This is a genomic window from Cohnella herbarum, assembly GCF_012849095.1.
Lineage (GTDB): Bacteria > Bacillota > Bacilli > Paenibacillales > Paenibacillaceae > Cohnella > Cohnella herbarum.
The window spans coordinates 5,349,056-5,372,628 of record NZ_CP051680.1 but is presented as its reverse complement, the minus strand read 5'-3'; the positions used below and the strand labels follow the sequence as shown (position 1 = coordinate 5,372,628).

Sequence of the window (23,573 nt, the reverse complement as noted above, 5' to 3'; positions counted from 1 at the left end):
GACGGAGGAGGACTAATTAATGAACATTGCTTTTTTCTTGCTGCCTAAGCAAGAGGTCGTCTGCGTAAGCGAAGATGCGACCTTACGACAGACGTTGGAGAAAATGGAACGCCATCGCTATACGGCCGTGCCCGTCATTAGCGAAACGGGAGAGTACAAATCGACCGTAACCGAAGGAGATTTGCTGTGGTATTTGAAAGCAAACCCGGATCTTAGCTTCGATCAGCTTCATCGCGCGTCGCTTTGCGACGTTCCATTAAGAATGAATAACTTGGCGGTCCGCATCGACGCGAACATGGAAGATCTGATTTCCTTGGCCAAGACGCAAAACTTCGTTCCCGTCGTGGACGATATGAACCGTTTCATCGGAATCGTGCGCCGGAGCGATATTATCGATTACTGCGAGAAGTTGCTTCTCCCCATTCAGTCGGATGAAAAAGGATTGAAGAGGGAAGCGTAGGAAAATATGGGACAACCATGGAGGAACGATGAGCTACAGCCGGCATAATAGACCTAAACGCAGGATTTTCCCGTTCATGATCGTGATTGCGATCGCGATCGTCGCAGGCGGGGCATGGGCCGCGACGACTTTATTCGCGGACCGGGATACGGACCGGGTGTCATCCGCCGGTCCGAGCGCGAAAGCGACAAAAGACGCCTCGAACTCCCATACGCCAGAGAGTAACGAGCCAACCGCCTCTACACCGACGACGGTGGAGGAGGAAGCGGGCATGATCGACGTGCCGACGGCTTCCGAACTGGGTAAAACCTATGACGTGGTCATCTCCAACGGTCGCGTCATTAATCCCGAGACGAAGCTGGATCGGGAAGGGCTCAACGTTGCCGTTCAAGACGGTCAAATCGTTCTAGTGACGGATCAGAAGCTTAAGGGCAAGCGAGTCATTGACGCAACCGGCCTCGTAGTGGCGCCGGGTTTCATAGACAACCTGAGCTATGACCCGAATCCGATCGGCGTATGGAATAAGATTGCCGACGGCGTGACCGCGAACATTGCGATGCACGGCGGAACGTCAAGTCCGGAGAAATGGTATCCGTACTACGAGCGCAACCGGACACCGGTGCATTTCGGCGCATCGTTCTTCTATACCCAAGCCCGCAATCAGTTTAAGCTGAGCCGATACGATACCGCTAAGCCTGAGCAAACGCAGACGTTGGTCGATCAGGCGGAGAAGGCGTTGAATAACGGAGTGCTCGGGATTTCATTCAGCTTGGAATACGTACCGGGCGTGAACGATAAGGAAATCTTGCCGCTGATGAAGCTGGCTCACAAGTATAACGTACCGGTTTACTTCCACGCGAGATATTCCGACATGGAAGAGCCGGGGACGAACATCGATGCGATCAAAGAATTGATCGGGTATGCGCGCGCATCTGGCGCGGCGGTCCATATCGACCATATTAACAGCACCGGCGGCACGTTCTCCATGACGCAATCGCTTAAGATGGTCGCGGACGCGATCGCGGAAGGACTGGACATCACGTCTTGTATCTATCCATACGATTATTGGGGAACGTACTTGAATTCGGCAAGGTTCGATGAAGGTTGGCAAGAACGGTTCCGCATCACTTACAAGGATCTGCAGATCGCGGGAACGAATGAACGGCTTACGGCGGAAACATTCAGAAAGTATCAACTGGAAGGCAAGCTCGCGGTCGCGTATGCGATTCCGAAGCAGGACGTTATCGATTCGCTGAAAGCGCCTTACGTTATGATCGGAAGCGATGCGATTCTTGAGCCCGGCTTCAATAATCATCCGAGAGCTTCCGGAACGTTCGCCAGAACGATCGGTCTGTACGTTCGGAAGGAGCAGGTGATCTCGCTCTCCGACGCGATCGCGAAGATGTCGCTTATGCCCGCTCAACGGTTGGAGAAGCAAGCTCCCGCCTTGCAGAAGAAAGGCCGGATCGCCAAAGGAATGGACGCGGACATCGTCGTGTTCGACTATAACACGATTAACGACAAGTCGACGGTCGAGAAGCCGGAGATCGTATCCGCGGGCATCGAGTACGTACTCGTGAACGGCCAAGTGGCGCTAGACGAGAAGGGCATTCATAAGGACGTTCACGTCGGGCAACCGATCAAGAGCGAGTTCCTCCGCGTGAAAGCGGGCGGGTCGACGCTGACTTGGGAAGGCAGTCCGTTATCGTTGTTGGAATATCGCGGCGCGAACTATGTAGATCTTGAATCGTTAAAGGCTCATGGCTATGAAGTGACATGGGATAAGATCGCTCGCAAAGGCACGGCGATTAGCGGAGGCACCGCAAGTAAAGTAAACGTGCCGAAGCCTCAAGTCGGCGAGTTGATTCTGGAGCGGGGTTACCAGCTTGCGTGGGAAAATGGCGTCTCGACGGAACTATTGTCCGTTGGAGATCGTAATTACGTCCCTTTATCGGCACTGAAGTCCCAAGGATGGAAGTTGACGAAAGAAAGCAGCGACTACAAGCTGGATGCAGCATAAGTATTGCCATAAGCGGATAGAAAACCCGGAGACGATCATCGTTTCCGGGTTTTTGTTGGCTTGTCGTGGGACGCGGGTTTTATGATATAATGAAGTTTGCAGCTTTCTGGACTTCTACAGCTAAGACGAGTTGAAGCGTAGGAGGAGTAGCGATGGAACGAGACTTGGATGTCGCGACTAGGGCACGGATGATCGAGTGGCTGAAAACCGAGGTCGTCGATCAGACGTCCCGGCTATTCAAGGCGATGTGGGATGGCAGCACGTCCCGGGTCGTCGACGGTCTGGCGGGTTTGATCGCAAGCACGTATATTCTGGGCCGCCGATTAGGTATTCCCTACCGCGACCTCGATAAGGCGATTTCGGACAAGTTAGCGAAGCTTAAGCAAGAAGGACATCAGTTGGAAGATCAGTACCAAGATTTAACCGAATTGTCCGAACATATCCGCAAGAGGTGAATGGGTTGAACATAAGCTGGAAGTCGCTGGTCTGGAGCGCGGCGGCCGTATTGTTGCTGCTTACGCTAGCGACGCCTTTGAATTTCATCACGATTTTCCTGGTGATGACACCGTTCGTTGTTCTATATACGATGTTTAACCCTAAGATGTTCATCATGCATCTCATCCCCATCGGGGTAATCGCGTTTTTCCTGTCGGGATCATTCGGTCCGGTCGTGGCGACGCTCGCCTTCTTTTTCCTGGTTCCTGCTATCGCGATGGGGCATCTGTATAAGAAGGGGAAAACGGCCAGGTTGGCGGTCACGGTCGGATTCGTTATCGTTCTGGCTCAGTTACTGCTGGAGTTAGTCTTATTTTCCGTCATGTTCGATATCGATCTGAAAGCGGAATTAGCCGCGATGTTGGCGGACAATTTCAAGCAATTCGAAGCTGCCCAGATCGTCACCTCGGGCTGGGCTGCAGAGATGGCAACGGCCTATAGCGACGTGATCATGAATTTGTTGCCGATGCTGCTGCTGCTTTCCGCTCTATTCTTTACGATCGTTACCCATGCCTTATCCCGTTTGGCGTTGCGCACGGTAGGTTTTCAAGCCCCTGCCTTGCCGCAAGCGAAGACTTGGAGAGTACCGAAAAGCTTGGTGCTGTATTATGTAATCGCGATGATTGCTTTGCTCGTTATGCCGGAGGGCGACAGCGGGTATTGGAAGATCGCCGTATCGAATCTGGTGCCGATTCTGCAGATGGTCTTCGTTATCCAGGCGATCGGGTTTTTCTTCTTCCTGGCGGATGCCAAGAAATGGCCGAAAGTGGTTCCGCTGTTGCTGTGCATACCGCTAATGCTGCTTCCTCCGGCCCACATCATCGGTCTGATCGACGCGGCGTTCCCGCTGCGTAAATATTTCGTGAAATAAGGTTCGATCCGGAACGACGGGGATCTTGAATAAGTTGTTCCATTTCATCATTAGACGGGAGCGAAAGCGGATATGCCCAAGTTTCTCGTGCAGCGTTGGCACGGTATGCATATCGTCTGGGCACTTGTGCTCATCTTCATCTTAACCGTTGCATTGGCTTGGTACCAATGGATATTCGGTTTATTAGGTTTGGCGCTTGGGGGAGTCGTCGCCGTCTACGGGATACTCGCGGAGAGAGCGTTCCGGCATGACCTGAACGATTACGTTCTAACGCTGACCCATCGAATCAAGAACGCCGGCAATGACGTGATCGGGCATCTTCCTTTCGGCATCCTTATCTATAACGAAGAGAAGGACATTCAATGGCATAATCCGTTCATCGGTACGATTATCGGCAAATCCTCGATCGTCGGAGAATCGCTTAACACGCATTTCCCCGTCTTGCAGCAACCGGTCAAAGACAAGGAAGTCGGAACCGAGATTACGATAGGCGGCCGCGTATTCGAACTGTTGCATCGCGCGAACGAACGGATTGTTTACGTCGTGGACATTACCGAGCGTTGGACGCTTAAGAAACGGTATGACGAGGAAAAGCTGGCGCTCGGAATCGTGACGATGGATAATCTCGAAGAGGTCGCGCAAGGAATGGACGAACAGCAGCGCGCGTTGATGTTATCCAAGGTAACCGGAGAAATCAATGAATGGGCTCTGAAGTACGGTCTGTTCCTGAGACGGTTATCTTCCGATCGTTATATGATCATCACGAACCAGATCACGCTCAAGAGTCTCGAGCAATCGCGGTTCGAGCTGTTGGACGACGTACGCGAGATTACGATCGAGCAGAAGCTTCCAATGACGTTAAGCATAGGCTTCGCTTCCGGTGCGGCTAACGTTATCGAACTGGGACATCTGGTTCAGGGCAGCTTGGATATCGCGCTCGGGCGCGGAGGAGATCAAGCGGTCGTGAAGTTCGGACAGCGTCAAAGCTTCTACGGCGGCAAGAGCAATGCCGTCGAGAAAAGGACGCGGGTTCGCGCGCGGGTAATCTCCCACGCTCTTCGCGATCTCATGAAGGAAAGCGATAATATCATTATCATGGGCCACAAGATGCCCGATATGGATGCCATCGGCGCGGCCATCGGCGTCATGAAGGCTGCGCAGCTCTACGGCAAAGAAGCCTATATCGTTCTGGAAGGCGTTAATCCCGCCATTCATCGGATGATGGATATGTTGAAAGAGGACGAGAAGCTGATCAAACGATTCATCTCTCCGGAGCATGCGCTAAGTTTAATCGGCAAGAGGTCATTGGCGGTCGTGGTGGATACGCACCGCGCGACGATGGTTGCGGAGCCTCGTCTATTGCAAGGCACCGATCGGATCGTGATCGTGGATCACCATCGCCGAAGCGAGGAGTTCATCGACGATGCGGTGCTCGTCTATATGGAGCCTTATGCGTCTTCTACTTGCGAGCTCGTAACGGAGCTTCTGCAATATATCCACGAGCGCGTCGTTCTCGACGTACGGGAAGCTACGGCGTTGCTCGCGGGAATTACCGTCGACACGAAGAGCTTCGCTTTCCGGACCGGCTCCCGGACGTTCGAGGCCGCTTCCTTCTTGCGCCGCAACGGCGCGGATTCGGTGCTCATCCAACGGATGCTGAAAGAAGATCTGGAAGAATACATTCGTAAGGCGGAGATTATTCGTAACGCGGAAGCCTATCGGGATTGCATCGCGATTGCGGTAGCGGATTCCGGCAAGCAAGTGCAGCAACTGCTGATCGCGCAAGCGGCGGATACGTTGCTGAACATGACGGGAATTAAAGCTTCGTTCGTTATCGGATTGAGGCAGGACGGCCTTGTCGGGGTCAGCGCCAGATCGCTCGGCCAGATTAACGTCCAGATCGTAATGGAGCGGCTAGGCGGAGGCGGACATTTCACGAACGCGGCCGCACAGCTTCAAGGTTCGGTAACGGAAGTATTAGCGAAATTAAAACACGTTTTACAAGAACTCGAGAAGGAAGAGGGGTTATTCGAATGAAAGTAATTTTCTTGCAAGACGTTAAGGGTCAGGGGAAGAAGGGCGAGGTTAAAGAGGTGTCCGAAGGGTACGCGCGCAATTTTCTATTGCCTAAGGGCGTCGTTCAGCTAGCGACCGAGGGAGCGAAGAAGACGTTGAATCAACAAACGGCTTCCGCGCTGAAGAAGAAGGAAAACGAGAAAAACGAATTCAAGGCTCTGGCGGATCGCCTGTCCGAGATGACGGTTGTCATAAAAGCAAAAGCCGGAGAAGGCGGACGTCTATTCGGTGCCATTACGAGCAAACAAATCGCGGAAGCGTTGGAATTGCAAAAAGTATCGATCGACAAACGCAAGATCGAGCTTGACGATCCGATCCGGGTGCTCGGCGTAACGAAAGTAACCGTAAAATTGTATCCGGACGTAAAGGGCACGCTAAACGTACAAGTCGTGGAGGAATAGTCCGATGAACGGAAGCGGGGATCAGCAGCTGCTGTACGATCGCATACCGCCTCAGAATCTTGAGGCGGAGCAAGCCGTTCTCGGCGCTATTCTGCTGGAGTCCGAAGCGCTAATCGCTTCCATGGAACGCCTGAAGGCCGAGGACTTCTATAGCGTCTCCCATCAACGCATCTTCGACGCGATGGTGGCTCTTAACGACGATAATCAGCCGATCGACCTCGTTACCTTGACCGCTCGCCTTCAAGATTTGGGGCAGATGGACGAGGTCGGCGGGGTCATGTATTTGGCTAAGCTGGCAAATTCGGTTCCAACCGCGGCCAACGTGGAATACTATGCTCAGATCGTGGAAGAGAAGTCCATTCTGAGACGGCTGATCCGCACCGCCACGCAAATCGTCTCTAACGGTTACGCGACGGAAGACGACGTAGGCGTTCTGCTTAACGACGCCGAAGCGCGGATCATGGAAATCTCCAGCCGGCGTTCCGCGACCGGGTTCATCAGCATCCGCGACGTGCTTATGGAAGTGTTCGAGAAGGTTGAATTCCTCTATAACCATAAAGGCGGAGTGTCGGGAATCCCTTCCGGGTTCATCGATCTGGATAAAATGACGAACGGGTTTCAGCGCAGCGACTTGATTATCGTAGCGGCGCGGCCTTCGGTCGGTAAGACGGCCTTCGCTTTGAACGTCGCCCAGAACGTAGCGGTTCGCGCTTCGGAGACGGTTGCCATCTTCAGCTTGGAGATGTCGGCGCCTCAACTCGTTCAACGTATCGTCTGCGCGGAGTCCAACGTGGACGCGACGCGGATGCGGACGGGACATCTGGAAGGCGATGATTGGGAGAAGCTGTCGATGGCGATCGGTGCGCTGTCCGAGGCTCAAATCTATATCGACGATACTCCCGGTATTACCGTGTCCGATATTCGGGCCAAATGCCGCCGGCTCAAGAAAGAGAAAGGGCTAGGGATGATCCTCATCGATTACCTTCAGCTCATCCAAGGGCGGGGCAAAGCGGGCGAGAACCGTCAACAGGAAGTATCGGAAATTTCCCGTACTTTGAAACAGATCGCCCGCGAACTGGAAGTTCCGGTTATCGCGCTCTCGCAGCTCTCGCGGGGCGTCGAGCAGCGGCAGGACAAGCGTCCGATGATGTCGGATCTTCGGGAATCCGGATCGATCGAGCAAGATGCCGATATCGTTGCTTTCTTATATCGGGATGACTACTACGATAAGGAATCGGAGAAGAAGAATATTATCGAGATCATTATCGCCAAGCAACGGAACGGTCCCGTCGGCACGGTCGAGCTCGTGTTCTTGAAAAATTTTAACAAATTCGTCAGTCTTGATCGATCTCACGGCGAAGCCTATGCGGGCAGCGCATAAACCGACAAAGTTAGGCTGAATTCCGAACGATAATATAGGCGGTCGCGGGATTGTTCGTTTTTCCGTTGACTTCCCCGGGTACAGTTGCTACACTATTCATGCTGCCTGATCGCGAGTCATGCGATTTCGGGTGGCATTATCATGCCGGCGTGGAGAACACCCCGGGTGGAGGGATTGCATTGTCAACAGTCGTTGTTGTAGGTACGCAATGGGGAGACGAAGGCAAAGGAAAGATTACGGATTTCCTAGCGGAGAAGGCCGATGTGGTCGCTCGTTATCAAGGCGGTAATAACGCCGGACATACGATCCTTATAGAGAATAAAAAGTACAAATTGACGATGGTACCTTCAGGCATATTCAATCAGAATAAATTATGCGTCATCGGCAACGGAATGGTTATTAATCCCGGTGCGTTGGTGGAAGAAATTCAATATATTCGCGACAACGGATTTTCTACCGACAATCTGAAAATCAGCGATCGCGCTCACGTTATTATGCCGTATCACCTTGTGCTGGACGCTCTGGAAGAAGACCGCAAAGCGGACAACAAAATCGGAACGACCCGTAAAGGGATCGGGCCTTGTTATATGGATAAAGCCGCTCGCAACGGAATTCGCATCGCCGACCTGATGGTTGCCGAAGCGTTCGAAGAGAAAGCGCGCGCGATTATCGCGGATAAGAACCAAGTCATTACCCAGATGTATAACGGAGAAGCTCTGGATGCGGATAGCATCATCCAGGACTATCTGGCGCTCGCGGAACAATTGCGTCCGTTCGTCACCGACACGTCGGTTATTCTGAATGATGCGATCGATGCGGGCAAGAAGGTTCTATTTGAAGGCGCGCAAGGCGTCATGCTTGATATCGACCAAGGTACTTATCCGTACGTTACGAGCTCCAACCCTTCGGCTGGCGGCGTGTGCATCGGTTCCGGCGTCGGACCGTCCAAGATCCGGGAAGTCATCGGCGTTGCCAAAGCCTACACGACCCGCGTTGGCGACGGCCCGTTCCCGACGGAACTGAACAATGATCTCGGTCAATGGATCCGCGACAAAGGCCACGAGTACGGAACGGTAACGGGACGTCCTCGCCGCGTCGGCTGGTTCGACACGGTTGTCGTTCGCCATGCCCGTCGCGTCAGCGGTATCACGGGATTGTCTTTGAACTCCCTCGACGTGCTGACAGGCCTTGAGACGGTTAAGATCTGTACGGCGTACAAATTTCGCGGCGAACTGATGGAGCACTATCCCGCGAACCTCAAGCTGCTGGAAGAATGCGAAGCGGTGTACGAAGAGTTGCCGGGTTGGAGCGAAGATATCTCGGGCGCTAAAACATTAAGCGATTTGCCGGAAACGACTCGTCGTTTCGTCGAGCGGATTACGGAGCTTACGGGCATCCCGATCGCGATTTTCTCCGTCGGCCGTAACCGCGAACAGACGAATCAAGTAGCGAAGATCTACGGAGAGTAAGGGCTGCGATATAGAAAGCCGTTAGTGGGAATTCCACTAACGGCTTTTGTCGTTCGTGCGCCTGACGGTTAATTTTCCTCTTTAGGAACCCAATCGAATATCTCCCCGGATTCCAACGAATCGATAAAACGGTCAAGCCATTTGTAGTACCGGAGCGCTTGAGTCATTTTGGAAATATCGAAGTCGGTTTGGGCGATAAGCATCCCGTTGTCCAAGTTTTCTTCGCGTAGCTTGCGCATTTCCGCAAGCGATTTATTTAAGGCATGTATATTCATCTCCATCGACTTGCGCCACTTGATGGAGAAATAATCCACGAACGCTTGATGCCAATCCTCTTCTGCCTCGTAAAGGTCTTTCCTAGAGCCTTTTCCCCAAATTTTGCTGATCATCTTCAGATCGACGAGCGTCCGCATTCCGGTACTCATGCTCGTCTTGCTCATGCCCATTTCCTCGCCCATGTCGTCCAGCGTAACAGGACCGTCGTGGAAGTACATCATGCCGTACAAATGTCCTATAGAAGTGGTGACACCGTATAAGTCCATGTTATTTCCGATAGAATCGACGACGCGCCGACGCGACTTCTCGATCACTTTGATCTGTTCCTCATTTAATCCGTCGAATGGTGTCATGCCTTACACTCCCTATCTCGAACGTTTCGATTCACGAAACGATATACCCTTGTTCTTATTGTAGAAAAGAGTCCCGATTAAGTAAAGATTACGGCTCGGGAGGAAGTGTAAGGAAACCGGAGCATACACTAAATATAGTACGTAAAGTTAAAACTGTACGTACTATACGGACTTATATCCGTTTTGACCCCCTCCGGAGCGGGGGCTACACTTGTTTAAGCGGCTATATGAGAAAGATGAGAAGGATCGAAAGGGGGATTGCTATGGCGATCATAGAAGTCCAATCGTTAACCAAAGTATTCGGCAATGATCCTAAGCGGGCTTATAGCTTGCTAGACCAAGGCTGGTCGAAGGAACGCATTGCCAAGGAAACGAAGCTAACGGTAGGGGTCAATCGGGTCAGCTTCGCTATCGAGCCCGGCGAAATTTTCGTCATCATGGGTTTATCCGGAAGCGGAAAGTCAACGCTGGTCAGATTGTTGAACCGGTTGATCGAGCCCACTTCGGGGCAAGTACTCATCAACGGTAAAGACATCGTGCAATTAAGCGCGGAAGAGTTGCGTCAAGTCAGGCGCAAGACGATCAGCATGGTTTTCCAGAAGTTTGCCCTGTTTCCCCATCGAACCGTATTGGAGAACGTGGAATACGGTTTGGAGATTCAAGGGGTAGCCAAAGACGAGCGACGGGAGAAAGCGATTCGAACGTTAGCGCTCGTCGGATTGGCGGGACTGGAGGATAAACGCCCGGACGAGCTGAGCGGGGGAATGCAACAGCGCGTCGGTCTCGCCCGCGGATTGGTGAACGATCCGGACATCCTGCTGATGGATGAAGCCTTCAGCGCGCTTGATCCGCTCATTCGCAAGGATATGCAGGACGAACTGTTGGAGCTGCAGTCCACGATGAAGAAGACGATTATTTTCATCACGCATGATCTGGACGAAGCGCTGAGAATCGGGGATCGCATCGCGCTAATGAAGGATGGAGCCGTCGTTCAAATCGGTACGCCCGAAGAAATTCTGACCCATCCGGCGAACGCTTACGTTGAACGGTTCGTCGAGGATGTCGACCTATCCAAGGTGCTGACCGCCTCTCACGTGATGATCCGCGCCGAAACGATCACGATGGATCGCGGCCCTAGGGTGGCCTTGCAGCTCATGCGGGACCGGGGGATTTCCAATCTCTACGTCGTAGATAAATCCCGTCAGCTTATCGGCGTCGTTACGGCCGAAGACTCGGCCGCGGCCATTAAGTCGGGGCAGACGCTCGACGAGATTATGATTCGTGAGACGCCGGTCGTATCGCCGGACGTGCTGCTCGGAGAATTATTCGATGCGGTGAGCAGCGCGAAAATTCCGCTTGCCGTCGTCGATGACCGTAAGCGGCTGTTGGGCATTATTATTCGCGGCGCCGTGTTATCCGCACTAAGCGGCAATTCCGGATCGGGAGCGGGTGAGTCCCGATGAACGTGCCTAAAATTCCGATCGGCAAGTGGATTGAGTCACTGGAGACTTGGCTCGAAACGAACGCGGGACCGCTCTTCGACGGCATAAAGCTGATTATCGGATCTACTGTTAACGGGCTAGCGGAAGCGTTCAATTTCTTGCCTCCGCTGCTGATGATCTTGCTGTTGACGGCTATTGCTTACGGGATAGGAAGAACGAGAATCGCCGTTTTTTCCCTGATTGGGCTGCTCCTCGTCCACAACTTGGGCTACTGGGCGCACACGATGGAGACGCTGGCATTGGTATTGACGGCTTCGTTCATCTCTATCTTGCTTGGCGTGCCTCTAGGAATTTGGTGCTCTAGGAACGACAAGGTTCAGAAAATAATTACGCCGGTGCTCGATTTCATGCAGACGATGCCCGCTTTCGTTTATTTGCTGCCGGCGGTCGCTTTCTTCTCGCTCGGCGTCGTACCCGGCGTTATCGCCTCCGTTATTTTCGGCATTCCGCCGACGATTCGGTTAACGAACTTAGGCATTCGCCAAGTTCCGGCGGATCTGGTAGAGGCAGCGGACGCCTTCGGGTCGACTCCGATGCAGAAGCTGTATAAGCTTCAACTACCGATCGCTGCGCCGACGATCATGGCGGGGATCAACCAGACGATTATGCTATCGCTCTCCATGGTCGTCATCGCTTCGATGATTGGAGCGCAAGGCGTTGGAGCGGACGTGTACAGGGCGGTCACCCAAGCCAAGACGGGAGTCGGCTTCGAAGCCGGATTAGCCGTCGTCGTGCTTGCGATTATTTTAGATAGAATTACGCAAAATCTCGTAAGAAAAAGAAGAAAAGGATGAGTGATTGAATGAAGAAGAATCTAAATTTGATGTTAGCTGCGATAATGATCGTTACGTTGGTATTGGCAGGATGTTCGAATAAGAAGAACGAGGGCGGCGGTGACGCAAGCTCTCCGGCTAAGGATCGGGAGATCACGCTGGCTTACGTCGCATGGGACTCGGAAATCGCGAGTACGAACGTGGTGAAGGAAGTACTGGAAAGCAAGCTCGGATATAAGGTAAACATGCTCCAAGTAGACGCGGGGCCGATGTACGTGGGCATAGCGGACGGCAGCGCCGATGCGATGGTAGCGGCCTGGTTGCCTAGCACGCACGGAGAAAACTATTACGAGCCGAACAAAGATAAATTCGAAGACCTGGGAACGAATCTGGACGGAACGAAGGTTGGACTGGCCGTGCCGGCCTACATGGATATCTCATCCATCGAAGACCTGAAAGGCGATGTGGGCAAGTCGGTCAAATACACGATTACGGGCATCGAGCCCGGCGCGGGAATTATGACGGCCACTAGCAAGGCTATCGAGGAATACGGCTTGACCGATTGGAAGCTGTTGGAGAGCTCTTCGGCCGCGATGGCTAAAGTGCTTCGGGATGCTTACGACAAGCAGCAGCCCGTCATCGTTACGGGCTGGACGCCTCACTGGATGTTCGCCGAGATGGATCTGAAATACCTGGATGATCCTAAGGACGTATTTGGCGGAGACGAACAGATTCACACGTTGGTTAGGAAGGGATTGAAGGAAGATCAACCGGCCGCTCACCGTTTCCTTGATCAATTCGAATGGACGCCGGCGGACATGGAATCCGTGATGGTCGACATTTTCGCCGGAATGAGCGAGGAGGAAGCCGCCAAGAAGTGGATTGCGGACAACCAAGAAAAAGTGAGCAAGTGGATCGAAGGCATTTAAGGGACGATTGGTAAGGCGGTTATAGATTCAGAGGCAGGCCGATTTCCGTTATTCGACGGGAGTCGGCTTTTTTTATTTTCTCGGATTCCCGTCCCCTCAATGCGCCCTCACGAAATAACGTGAAATGTACAGTTATTTCAGCAGAGTCCTCGGACTAACCTATTCATCGCGCGATAATAACTGTACTTATACAGGTATTGCTTTTAAATGAAAACTCTCTCGTTAAATAACTGTACTTATACAGGTATTTTCTCAATCGCTGCCGCATTTGCATTCCAATATTCATCTATAAACCCGTAAAAAACGTACCGCCGCGCCAAGGACGGCGTAACGGGTTTGCGTTTACCGCGACACGAGAGACTTAGTCACCCCCCGCCCAAGGTCGAGGTACAAAAACATCCTCGGGGATATTTTGTCCCGTGTGGAAACAAATTACAATCAGTTCCGTAGACTTCCCGATCGACGATACATACAAGCGTGATTAAAAAGAGAAGTGGAGAGAGTGCATATGAAGTTTTTTACGAATTTTTCGCTGAGGAATCCCGTGGCCATCGTTCTGTTGGTCATTCTGGTGGCGGTGGGCGGGATGTATGCCGCTACGCAATTTAAGCAAGAGCAGCAACCGGAGATCGCGTTTCCGGGAGTCATGGTGTCGGCGGTATATCCGGGAGCGGCTCCTAACGAGGTCATGAATCAAGTGACGTTGCCTCTGGAAAAGGTGCTTAGGAACGTGGAGGGCGTGAAGAACGTCACCTCTCAATCCGGCAATAGCGTCTCCATGCTGCAACTGGAATTCAGTTTCAAAGACGACATGAAGAAAAAGCAAGAATTGGTGAAGCAAGCGATCGGCGACGTTCAGCTTCCTCAAGACGTTCAGAAGCCGGAGGTGCGCTACTTCTCCACGACGAACCAGCCAATCATGTATACGACGGTAACCGCCGGCGAGGGAGTGTCGCAGGAAGCGTTTAATACGATCGTCAAAACGACGGTGATCCCCGAGTTGCAAGCCATTGAAGGCGTCAGCGACGTGCAGGATATCGGGCTGAAAGACGATGGAGTGTACATTCGGCTAGATGCTCAGGCCATGGCGCAGAAGGGAATATCCTACGAGCAGGTCATGGGCGTTCTTCAAGCAAACAATCTCAGCGTTCCACTGGGAGAAGCGACTTTGCAAGGCAACAAGCTTCCCGTTTTCGTACAAGGAGATTTAAGATCGATCGATCAATTGAAGGAATGGAGCCTAGATGCGGCGGGTAGCGTTAAACTGACCGATATCGCGCAGATCGAACAAGGCAAAGACCTTAGCATGATCAGCTTGACGAACGGCAGTCCGAGCGTCACCTTGAACATCGTGAAATCATCGACCGCGAACACGGTGGAAGTGGCCGATAAAGTTCTTAAATTATACGAGGATGCCGAGAAGTCCGGCCAAGTTCAATCCTTGATCATGTATAACCGCGCAACGGACGTCAAGGATTCCGTCAATACGCTTGCCCGTGAAGGCGCGCTCGGCGCGTTGTTCGCTTCGATCTTGATCCTGTTCTTCTTGAGAAACTTCCGTGCTACCTTGATCGCGATCGTATCGATTCCGTTGTCCATGCTGATCGCGATGATCTGCTTGAAAACTTTTACGGACGTGACGTTAAATATTATGACTTTAGGCGGCTTGGCCGTCGCCACGGGACGTGTCGTTGACGACAGTATCGTCGTTATCGAGAACATCGTGCGGCGCATGAGGGGCGAGAAGATCAGCAAGGATCTGATCTTAACGGGAACGATGGAGGTCGGCCGCGCGATTACGTCTTCGACGATCACGACGGTCGCGGTGTTTGCTCCTCTCGGATTGTTGCAAGGCATGATCGGCGGATATTTCCGGCCTTTCGCCCTGACCGTCGGATTCGCGCTTTTATCCTCGCTCCTGGTCGCGCTCACCGTTGTTCCTCTGATGGCTTGGGTATTAATGAGGAATGCCACGCTGAAGGAAGTCAAGGAATCGGGGATGAGCCGCGGTTACAAGCGGGTGCTGCGCTGGTCGCTCGGGCATAAGGCCGTTGTCCTCATAGTGGCGCTGCTGTTATTCGTCGGCAGTCTAGTTCCGATCTTCGCGGGCAAGGTGGGAGTCGTATTGCTTCCGCAGTCGGACTATAAATACATTTTCGCGAGTCTGACGATGCCTAAGGGGACGTCCATTGAAGTCACGAAGAAAGAAACGGATCGATTGGACGCCATTATCCGCGGACATAAGGACGTTGAGAATACGAATGTGACTATCGGCGGCGGAATGAGCGGCGGAAGCGGCGATAATTGGGCGGAATGGTTCATCGGGCTGCGTTCGGAGGCGGATCTCGATCGGTTCTCGGAAGAAATCGGTCCGCAGGTTCAGGTCCCCCAAGGCTCGGAATTCAGCTTGATAAAAGACGATATGTCCGGCGGGGGAGCCGTATCGATTACGGTAACGGGATCTTCTATGGAGGACATTCGCGCGGCAACGGAGAAAATCACCGCAATGGTTAGCGGCATGCAAGGCATCGAGAACGTCAGCAACAATCTGCAGGATGGAACGAAGGGGATCGCCATCGAAGTCCGGCAGAAGGACGCTTCCCAATACGGACTCTCCGCGGCGCAAGCCTCGATGATTCTTCGTCCGTTCTTGACGGAGGCGAATGCGGGCCGTATCGGCGACGGCTCCAAGGCTAGCGATCTTTACCTTTCATTGAACGGCGCATCTATTACTTCTATAGAAGACATTAGCGGATTGAAGCTGAATACGCCTACCGGCAAACAAATTCAGGTAAAGGATATTGCCGAGGTCAACGAGATTCAGCTTCCTAGCACGCTGCAGTATAAGAACGGCTCGGAGTTCGCTACCGTATCGGCGACGATTACGGATAAGAATGTAAGCAAAGTGAATAAAGCGCTGGACAAGGCGCTTAAAGAGTTAACTTTGCCGACCGGAGCGGAGTACTCTCTTGGAGGCAGCGACGAGGAAATCGGTCAGATGATGAGCGATATGCTGATGGCAATGGGTATCGCCGTCGGAATGGTGTATATCGTCATGGTCGTCGCGTTCCGGGAAGGCAGAGCGCCGCTGGCCGTATTGTTCTCCTTGCCGTTCGCGCTGATCGGCGGATTGGTCGGAACGATGGCGGCGGGCGAACCGGTATCGGTCTCCAGCATGATCGGATTCCTGATGCTGATCGGTATCGTAGTAACGAACGCGATCGTGTTGATCGAACGCGTACAACAGCAGATCGAGCACGGTTCCACGATCCGCGAGGCGCTTATCGAAGCCGGCGGAACGAGATTACGGCCGATTCTCATGACCGCCATCGCTACGATCTGCGCATTGATTCCGCTGGCTATCGGTCTGGGCGGGGGAAGTATCATCTCGAGCGGGCTGGCCGTCGTCGTGATCGGCGGACTCGCGAGCTCGACGCTGCTGACGCTGGTCGTCGTTCCGGTCATCTACGAGCTGCTGTACTTTAAGCGTTCCCGTAAACAGCGCGCGATCAATTCGCAAACAAGAGCGGGAGTGGCGGCATAACGCGAAAGAGCAGTCGCTAGGGTAGTAGGAATAGTCGTTTAAGTAGATGAAAATCTAGCAGTCTGTGTGCCATATCGGACACCTCTTATCGCGAACATTGGAGCCTTCCGCTTGGAATGGAAAGTCCAATGAATCGTGCATAAGGGGTGTTTTTTGACGAAGTCGGACCGTTTAGTAGTAGATATTAAGGAGCGGCAAAATCTGGCGGATTATTGAATGTTTCTAGATAGGTTTGCCCATACTAAAACTATGAAAACCTTTTAACAGGAGGTACCTTGATGTTTAAGTGGGTAAGCTGGGTGATCCGGATGGGAGCGACGGCTTTGCTGCTCAGCTTCTTGTGCATATGGACGACGGGTTATATCGTGAACAGTTACATGGAGTCGGTGGTGAAGGGACTGGATTTGCCTATAGAAATACAACCGATCGCGATGTCGGGCGTGTGGGGGACGTTATGGGGAGCGGATAAAAAACCGAAGGCGGAAGCCGAGTCGACTGTTTCGACATCGAAGACGGCTGAGCGGGAGAGTGCGGAAACGGGCGAAGTAACGTCGGAGCCGCAACACTCGCAGTCGAGCGGCAATGTAGCGGACAAGCCTTCGGATGAACCGGAGGCACAAGCGGATCCTGGAGTCCTGCCGGGAAGCGACGGAGAGAATGGAACGGCTGGCGATGCAAGCCCGGGACCGGATAGCGGAGATGAGGGGAACGGTTCGGTTCCCGCGTTTAACGGCGATGCCGCGTTGGGTCAGCTAACGGATGCAGATAGACAAGCCTTGTATGCGATGGTCGTCTCCAAGCTGAACCCGGAACAGCTGTCGCTGTTATCGGAAGTTTTGAAGGACGGAGTGACTTCGGAAGAGTTAACGCAGGTCCAAGACATGCTCAAATCGTCCCTTTCCGAGGGGGAATATTCTCAAATGATGGAACTGCTCCAAGGCGTGAAAATACCGGACAGGGAAGCAACTCTCGAGTGAATAAAACGCTTACAATAACACAAGCCGCCGGGCGTGTAAACCGGTGGCTTATTCCATTTTTCATAATTCTAATGAACCCAAAAGGTTGATAGATTTGTCGGACCTATGCTAAAGTGAGGTACAAGCTTCTGCCAAAACCGGGAAATAGAATAACGAAAGCAAGGGAAAAGGAGAAGATCATGGCCGTTTTCAGGGGAATGGATCGAATCCGGAAAATAATTGCCGCACCTAAGCAAATCTTCCGGCATGTTCGGTTCACGCAATTGAAAGGTAAGACTCTATCCGACAAACCGACGCAGCCTAGTCTCAGCAACTTCATTCGAAATTATCGCCAGCCTTTCGTCGTAACTCTTTGCGGTATAGCCGTAGTGGTCGCGGTCGGAATAGGCGGACATAGATATGTGCAAGCCAATAGCGTAGAGTATTACAAAGTTCTCTTAAACGGAAAGCCCGTCGGAGAAATCAGCAGCGAGGAGAAAGTCGAGCAATTACTTGCGGCCAAAGCCTCCGAACTGGAGAAAGCGGACACACCCGTACTCCTGGCTCTGAATGACGATCAGGTCACCTACACGCCTGAAAGGGCTTACAAAAAGAAAACGGACGATGATGCGACGCTGACTCGTCTCGAAGGCATGCTTCAGACTCACCCGATCGGCGTGAAAGTGATCGTTGACGGCGAGGAAGTCGGAGTCGTACGGGATGAACTGACGGCCAAGAAGCTGCTGCAGCGGGTGAAGAACAAGTATGCGCCTGCTCGTCTCATTGCCAACAAAGCCGCGACCGAGGTGCGGTCCTTATCTTACAAAGCGACGAACGATGCTTCTCCGGCTAGCACGGCTACTCCGGCAAGAACGATCACTTCCGTCAGCTTCGAAGAGAAGGTCGAGATCGTATCGACGGATATCGAAACTCCGAAGCTGTCGGATCCGGACGAGCTGTTCCTTAAGCTTACGGAGGGAGAGCCGATCCCAAGGAAGTACACGGTTAAGAAAGGCGATTGCATCGGATGTATTGCCTCGAAGCTCAACATAAGCGAAGAGCTCATCTACCAAAACAATAAGTGGATTAAGAATGATTATATCAACGTCGGCGACGTGCTCGATCTGTCCGAGGAAGAACCGCCGATCCTGAACGTGAACTCCGAAGAGCAAGTGACGGAGATCGAAGTCATCGAACCTCCGGTCGAATACCGGAAGAGCGATGCCATGAAGCTTGGTCAGCAGAAGGTACTTCGCGAAGGTACGGAAGGCAAGCAGCAAGTGACTTACCAGTTGATTAAACGGAACGGTTCGCTCATCGAAGAAGAACAGATCGCCAAGAAGGTGCTGAAGGCTCCGGTCGCGACCATTATTCTCAAGGGAACGAAGGTCATCCGCGGCGAGGGCTCGGGTAAATTTGCTTGGCCGGTCTCCGGGGCTCGAATTACGAGCTACGTAGGAGCCCGTTGGGGACGCAACCACAACGGAATCGATATGATCGGCAAGAGCAGTATCATGGCGTCGGATGAAGGCGTAGTCGAATTCGCCGGGTACAAGTCAGGCGGATTAGGTAACGCAGTTATTATTAACCATAATAACGGATTCAAAACCACCTACGGCCATATGAAGAGCGTTAACGTGAAGAAGGGACAGATCGTCGAGAAGGGCGATGTCATCGGCATTATGGGAAGCACGGGGCGTTCCACCGGCACTCATCTTCATTTCGAAATTCATTTGAACGGCAAGCTCAAGAATCCGACAAGCTACTTATAATAGAAATAGAGAAAGCTTTCCCGTCGGTCCGTCAGGACCCGGGGAAGCTTTTTATTTTCTCTGGGTGTTGGAGTCAGCGAGTGAGAAGAGAGGTCGTTGATTGGCTAGCAATAACGGAACTGCTTTCCGTTAAGTTGGGTTCGATGGGGGAGTTGAGCGGGGATAGCGGAATGGAGATCCGTTATGACGGGTTCGATTGGGGCTTACAGGGAGTAACGGCGCGGAGCAGCAACGTTCAAACGAGGGCTTGGCAACAATAGCTGCAGTACAGAACATGAGAGAGAAACAATCAGAAAATGGTGTACGAGATATTGCTAGGCAAATGCCACGAAACGCCATTGGGCTCTCGTCCGCATTATGGTAAGATAGCTATAGATTAGCTTCCGAGAAGCGGAAGGCGGTGGCGAGTATGTTAGGTAAAATTCTGGTCGTCGACGATGAACGGCCGATTGCGGATATTCTTAAATTCAATCTTGAAAAAGAAGGCTACGAGGTCGTCTGCGCGTTCGACGGGGAAGCGGCCGTTCGGCTTGCTTTCGAAGAGGAGCCGGATCTGATTCTGCTCGATCTCATGCTTCCGATTAAGGACGGCATGGATGTGTGCCGCGAGGTTCGGACGCGCCTATCCACGCCGATCATTATGCTGACGGCGAAGGACAACGAGATCGATAAGGTGCTCGGGCTCGAGCTCGGCGCGGACGATTACGTGACGAAGCCGTTCGGCACGCGCGAGCTGCTCGCGCGGGTGAAAGCGCACTTGCGTCGCCAACGCAAGGTGGAAACCGCTAGAACGGATGATGAAACGCAGCCGGAACCCGAGCGGCAAGGATTAAAGCTATTTAATCTTTTTATCGATACGGATATGTATGTCGTCTATAAGAATAATCAACCGCTCGATCTCACCCATCGGGAATTCGAGCTTGTTCACTATCTGGCCAAGAATAGCGGCAAGGTAATGACACGGGAGCACCTGCTTCAAGCGGTTTGGGGCTTCGAATATTTCGGGGACGTAAGAACCGTCGACGTGACGATTCGCCGGCTCAGGGAGAAGCTCGAGGATGACCCGAGCCGTCCGGAGATCATCATGACTAGACGCGGCTTAGGTTATTTGGTGCGCAATCCGAGGATGACGGGCGGTCATTACGGATGAGAACCGTCGGTTTGTTCCGCAGCATTCAGATTAAGCTCATTATGATGGTGCTGCTGCTCATCCTGATCGCGGTACAATTGATCGGGGTGTACTTCATCAGCACGATGAAAAGTTCCTTGATCAATTCCTTCACGGACAATCTGAATAAGCAAACCAATCTGCTGACGGCCTACTTATCCACGTCGAATTTATTATCGGATAATAAGGACGCCAACGCTCTGGTAGGAACCGAAGCGACGTTAAACGCTCTTGTGAGCAATTTCGATACGATTAGCGGCGCGCAAGTTCAAGTTCTCGACGCGGGAGGGAAAGTACTCGCTATTTCCAATACTTCCCCGCAAGTCAATATCGGGCGCAAGAATACGTCTTTGCTCGTCAGCCGGGCGCTTCAGGGCGTTCGGGACAACGAGGAAGAAATCATAGACGAGGACAACACTCGCAGCAAGGTCATCGCTAAGCCCGTCATTAGCAAGGGCAAGATCGTGGGCGCAATCTATATCGTAGCTTCGATGAACGAGCCGTACCAGACGATGGAGAACATAAACCGGATTTTCGTGTCGGCCACTTTACTTGCGTTAGGGCTTACGGCCATTCTGGGAGTGTTGCTCGCGGGCACGATCACGTCGCCGATCAAGGCATTAACGCGGCAAGCGACCGCAGTGGCGGAGGGCCGCTTCGACGAGCGGGTTCCCGTGTTCGGGAAGGACGAGATCGGCCAGCTTAGCGCAGCCTTCAACGACATGACCGATCGTCTAAGCGATGCGTTATCCATCAACGAAGAAGAGAAGGAGAAGCTGTCGTCTATCCTCTCCAACATGAGCGACGGCGTACTGGCTACCGACGAGTTGGGCCGGGTAATCGTGACGAACCGAAGAGCCAAAGGAATGCTCGGTTTCAAGGAACTGGAGGACGGGGTAACGCTGTCCGAAGCCCTCGGCATCGAGAAGGCTCCGATCGCGGACACGCTTCAAGGAACGGAATCCTCTCTGTTGCTGAATCGGGTATCCTCCGATCAGGAAGAGGATATGGTATTCCGCGTCACGCTGACACCGATCCGCCGCAGGGACAAGGGAGTGGCCGGAGCGATAGCGGTGTTGCAGGACGTTACCGAGATGGAGAAGCTGGAGCAATCCAGGCGGGAGTTCGTCGCTAACGTGTCCCATGAATTGAGAACGCCGCTGACGACCATTAAGAGTTACGCGGAAGCGCTCGATGACGGGGCACTGGACGAACCGCCGCTTGCGGACCGGTTCGTAGGCGTTATCCGCAGCGAGACCGAACGAATGATTCGGTTAGTTACGGACCTGCTGCATCTGTCTCGGTTCGATTCCCGCCGGAATCAGTTGCGCAGGCAGAATACGGACTTGTCTGAGATGCTGGAGGAGGTCGTCGACAGGTTCTCGTTCCAATTACGCCAGAAGGCCATCACCGTCTCGGTGAAGGTCGAGAACAAGCAGAATACGGCATGGCTGGATCGGGACGGAATCGATCAAGTGTTGGACAATCTCGTATCGAACGCCATTAAGTATACCCTTGATGGGGGCTCGATCGATATTTCCGCGAAGAGCAACGAAACAGGACAATTGGCGATCGCCATTAAAGATACGGGGATCGGTATTCCGAAGAAGGACCTGAATCGGATATTCGAGCGGTTCTACAGGGTGGACAAGGCCCGTTCGCGGAATATGGGCGGTACGGGTCTCGGATTGTCGATTGCCCGGGAAATCGTCCGGGCGCATGGCGGTTCGATTACTCTCGAATCCGAATCGAACGTCGGAACCGTCGTGACGGTGCTGCTGCCGATCGTGCAGGAAGGGGGTGAGCCGGCATGATCGAGAAAGGCAAATCGGTACTTTTATTCCTCCTCGTCGTCTTCAGCCTCGTTCAGAGCTATTTGCTAGCCTATAGCAATCCTTACATGGATGCGAAGGTGAAGACGGAGTTGAATTACGTCACGACGGAGCCGCTCGGCATGGAGGAGCAGGTGGAGAACCTGATTTTTCCTGAAATGCTCGTGCTCCACCTTGGCAATGACAAGCATACGGTGTTCTATCCGAGCACGCCTCCCTTCTACGAGCTTATTCTGGATAAGCTCACGAGCCGAGAGTTCAAAGGAATGCAACGGGCTTCCGTAAACTCCGTGGACTGGGATCAAATCAGGGAAGAGTATCGCGGGGTAGAGCTTCGCTTCGGGCGCGCGGTTCCTTTCGAACTGTTGTCGAGAGTGTTTAAGATCGATCGCGATTTCTTGTTCTTCGGGGATTCCATCGATCGGATCTGGATCTACACGAGCGAAGTCCGCGATGAGGTTCGGACGTATTTCTTCAGCTCGGACGGTCGCTACGTCTATGAATCGCAACGCGCCGATCTGACAATCGGGGATGTCACGGGGTATGTCGGTTTCGGACAATATTGGGATCCGTACACGACCAAGGACGGGAATCTCTATCTCCCGGAAAAGCCGATGACGCGACTGCTTAAGATGGATGTCGACTTCGATAGCTATACGACCGAGCAGATGCAGGACAACTTATTCGTCGATCCGGGAATCACGCGAACGATTCCGGACCAACCCGGACAGTTCTTCTATACCGATGGCAAGAGAGGGCTCATGATCGAACAGGACGGGACATGGCTGTCCTTTACGGATCCCGTGGCGTCAACGGAAGGGGATAACAACCTGATCGATAACGTCCTGGGCGCGATCAGCTTCGTTAATCAGCATGGCGGCTGGAACGGGAAACATCAGTTCGTTAAGGAATCCGAATCGGAGACGGGCAGCGACGTGGTTCGGTTCCAACAATATTACAGGGATGTGCCTATCGTATCGGGGAACGCGTTGAACTTCGGGTTCATGCAACTGACGATGCGGCAAGGAGAAGTCGCTTCTTACTATCGTTCGTTGATCAATCTCGGCAAAGAAGTGAGCAATAAGAGCAGCAGGCAGTTGCCGGGCGGAGAATCTTTACGATCCATCCTTAACGGCATGGATTCGAACGGCAAGAACATCGAAGCGCTGTTCCCGGCATTCAAGCCGACTCTCTCGAAGGATACCGTGACCTTGAGTCCGGTATGGGCGGCTAGATTGCTCAGCGGGGAAGTCGTTATCGTGTCGGAATCAAGTCCGGTTCAATTGAAGTGATCT

At 52.8% G+C, this 23,573-nt stretch carries 19 protein-coding genes; 18 read left to right on the top strand and 1 reads right to left on the bottom strand.

The window, feature by feature from the left end; all coding sequences use genetic code 11:
* The first annotated feature begins 19 nt into the window (after positions 1-19).
* The 8 genes from HH215_RS22875 (at position 20) to HH215_RS22840 (ending at position 9,173) form a co-directional block, all read left to right on the top strand.
* Positions 20-460 (top strand): CBS domain-containing protein, encoded by a 441-nt coding sequence (locus tag HH215_RS22875; RefSeq protein ID WP_169282009.1) that lies wholly within the window; start codon positions 20-22, stop codon positions 458-460.
* Positions 461-488: 28 nt separating this feature from the next.
* A complete protein-coding gene (locus HH215_RS22870) occupies positions 489-2,480 on the top strand; it encodes an amidohydrolase family protein (protein ID WP_254450186.1) in 1,992 nt (663 codons plus the stop codon).
* A gap of 152 nt (positions 2,481-2,632) precedes the next feature.
* Complete coding sequence (locus tag HH215_RS22865) at positions 2,633-2,935, top strand: MazG-like family protein (RefSeq protein WP_169282008.1); 303 nt, start codon at positions 2,633-2,635, stop codon at positions 2,933-2,935.
* A 5-nt stretch (positions 2,936-2,940) separates the two neighbouring features.
* The gene (locus HH215_RS22860; RefSeq protein ID WP_169282007.1) at positions 2,941-3,846 is read left to right on the top strand and encodes a DUF2232 domain-containing protein; all 906 of its coding nucleotides are present in this window, start codon (positions 2,941-2,943) and stop codon (positions 3,844-3,846) included.
* A gap of 72 nt (positions 3,847-3,918) precedes the next feature.
* Complete coding sequence (locus HH215_RS22855) at positions 3,919-5,883, top strand: DHH family phosphoesterase (protein WP_169282006.1); 1,965 nt, start codon at positions 3,919-3,921, stop codon at positions 5,881-5,883.
* Positions 5,880-6,323 (top strand): 50S ribosomal protein L9, encoded by a 444-nt coding sequence (gene rplI / locus HH215_RS22850; RefSeq protein WP_169282005.1) that lies wholly within the window; start codon positions 5,880-5,882, stop codon positions 6,321-6,323. The genes HH215_RS22855 and rplI overlap by 4 nt, the downstream gene beginning before the upstream one ends.
* Before the next feature lie 4 nt (positions 6,324-6,327).
* Positions 6,328-7,704: a replicative DNA helicase gene (dnaB, locus tag HH215_RS22845; RefSeq protein WP_169282004.1), complete on the top strand. Its 1,377-nt coding sequence runs from the start codon at positions 6,328-6,330 to the stop codon at positions 7,702-7,704.
* Positions 7,705-7,883: 179 nt separating this feature from the next.
* Positions 7,884-9,173: an adenylosuccinate synthase gene (locus tag HH215_RS22840; RefSeq protein WP_169282003.1), complete on the top strand. Its 1,290-nt coding sequence runs from the start codon at positions 7,884-7,886 to the stop codon at positions 9,171-9,173.
* Between the two features lie 68 nt (positions 9,174-9,241).
* On the opposite strand, the gene HH215_RS22835 is transcribed toward HH215_RS22840, so the two are convergent.
* Positions 9,242-9,802: a GbsR/MarR family transcriptional regulator gene (locus HH215_RS22835; RefSeq protein ID WP_169282002.1), complete on the bottom strand. Its 561-nt coding sequence runs from the start codon at positions 9,800-9,802 to the stop codon at positions 9,242-9,244.
* A 263-nt stretch (positions 9,803-10,065) separates the two neighbouring features.
* Between HH215_RS22835 and proV the strand changes: the two genes are divergently transcribed.
* The 10 genes from proV (at position 10,066) to HH215_RS22785 (ending at position 23,570) form a co-directional block, all read left to right on the top strand.
* Complete coding sequence (proV, locus tag HH215_RS22830; protein ID WP_169282001.1) at positions 10,066-11,265, top strand: glycine betaine/L-proline ABC transporter ATP-binding protein ProV; 1,200 nt, start codon at positions 10,066-10,068, stop codon at positions 11,263-11,265.
* Positions 11,262-12,098, top strand: coding sequence for an ABC transporter permease (locus HH215_RS22825; RefSeq protein ID WP_169282000.1), 837 nt, complete (start codon positions 11,262-11,264; stop codon positions 12,096-12,098). The genes proV and HH215_RS22825 overlap by 4 nt, the downstream gene beginning before the upstream one ends.
* 8 nt (positions 12,099-12,106) lie before the next feature.
* Entirely contained in the window at positions 12,107-13,006 is a 900-nt protein-coding gene (locus tag HH215_RS22820; protein WP_169281999.1) for a glycine betaine ABC transporter substrate-binding protein, read from the top strand.
* A 508-nt stretch (positions 13,007-13,514) separates the two neighbouring features.
* A complete protein-coding gene (locus HH215_RS22815) occupies positions 13,515-16,550 on the top strand; it encodes an efflux RND transporter permease subunit (protein WP_169281998.1) in 3,036 nt (1,011 codons plus the stop codon).
* A gap of 278 nt (positions 16,551-16,828) precedes the next feature.
* Positions 16,829-17,527, top strand: coding sequence for a hypothetical protein (locus HH215_RS22810; RefSeq protein WP_169281997.1), 699 nt, complete (start codon positions 16,829-16,831; stop codon positions 17,525-17,527).
* Positions 17,528-17,706: 179 nt separating this feature from the next.
* Complete coding sequence (locus HH215_RS22805; protein WP_169281996.1) at positions 17,707-19,278, top strand: M23 family metallopeptidase; 1,572 nt, start codon at positions 17,707-17,709, stop codon at positions 19,276-19,278.
* Positions 19,279-19,358: 80 nt separating this feature from the next.
* On the top strand, positions 19,359-19,538 hold the full coding sequence (locus tag HH215_RS22800; protein WP_169281995.1) for a hypothetical protein: 180 nt from the start codon (positions 19,359-19,361) through the stop codon (positions 19,536-19,538).
* 149 nt (positions 19,539-19,687) lie between these two features.
* Positions 19,688-20,428 (top strand): response regulator YycF, encoded by a 741-nt coding sequence (yycF, locus tag HH215_RS22795; protein WP_169281994.1) that lies wholly within the window; start codon positions 19,688-19,690, stop codon positions 20,426-20,428.
* Positions 20,425-22,260 carry a cell wall metabolism sensor histidine kinase WalK gene (gene walK / locus HH215_RS22790; protein WP_169281993.1) on the top strand — a complete coding sequence of 612 codons (1,836 nt, stop codon included), beginning with the start codon at positions 20,425-20,427 and terminating at the stop codon, positions 22,258-22,260. The genes yycF and walK overlap by 4 nt, the downstream gene beginning before the upstream one ends.
* Positions 22,257-23,570 carry a YycH family regulatory protein gene (locus HH215_RS22785; RefSeq protein ID WP_169281992.1) on the top strand — a complete coding sequence of 438 codons (1,314 nt, stop codon included), beginning with the start codon at positions 22,257-22,259 and terminating at the stop codon, positions 23,568-23,570. The genes walK and HH215_RS22785 overlap by 4 nt, the downstream gene beginning before the upstream one ends.
* Positions 23,571-23,573: the final 3 nt, after the last annotated feature.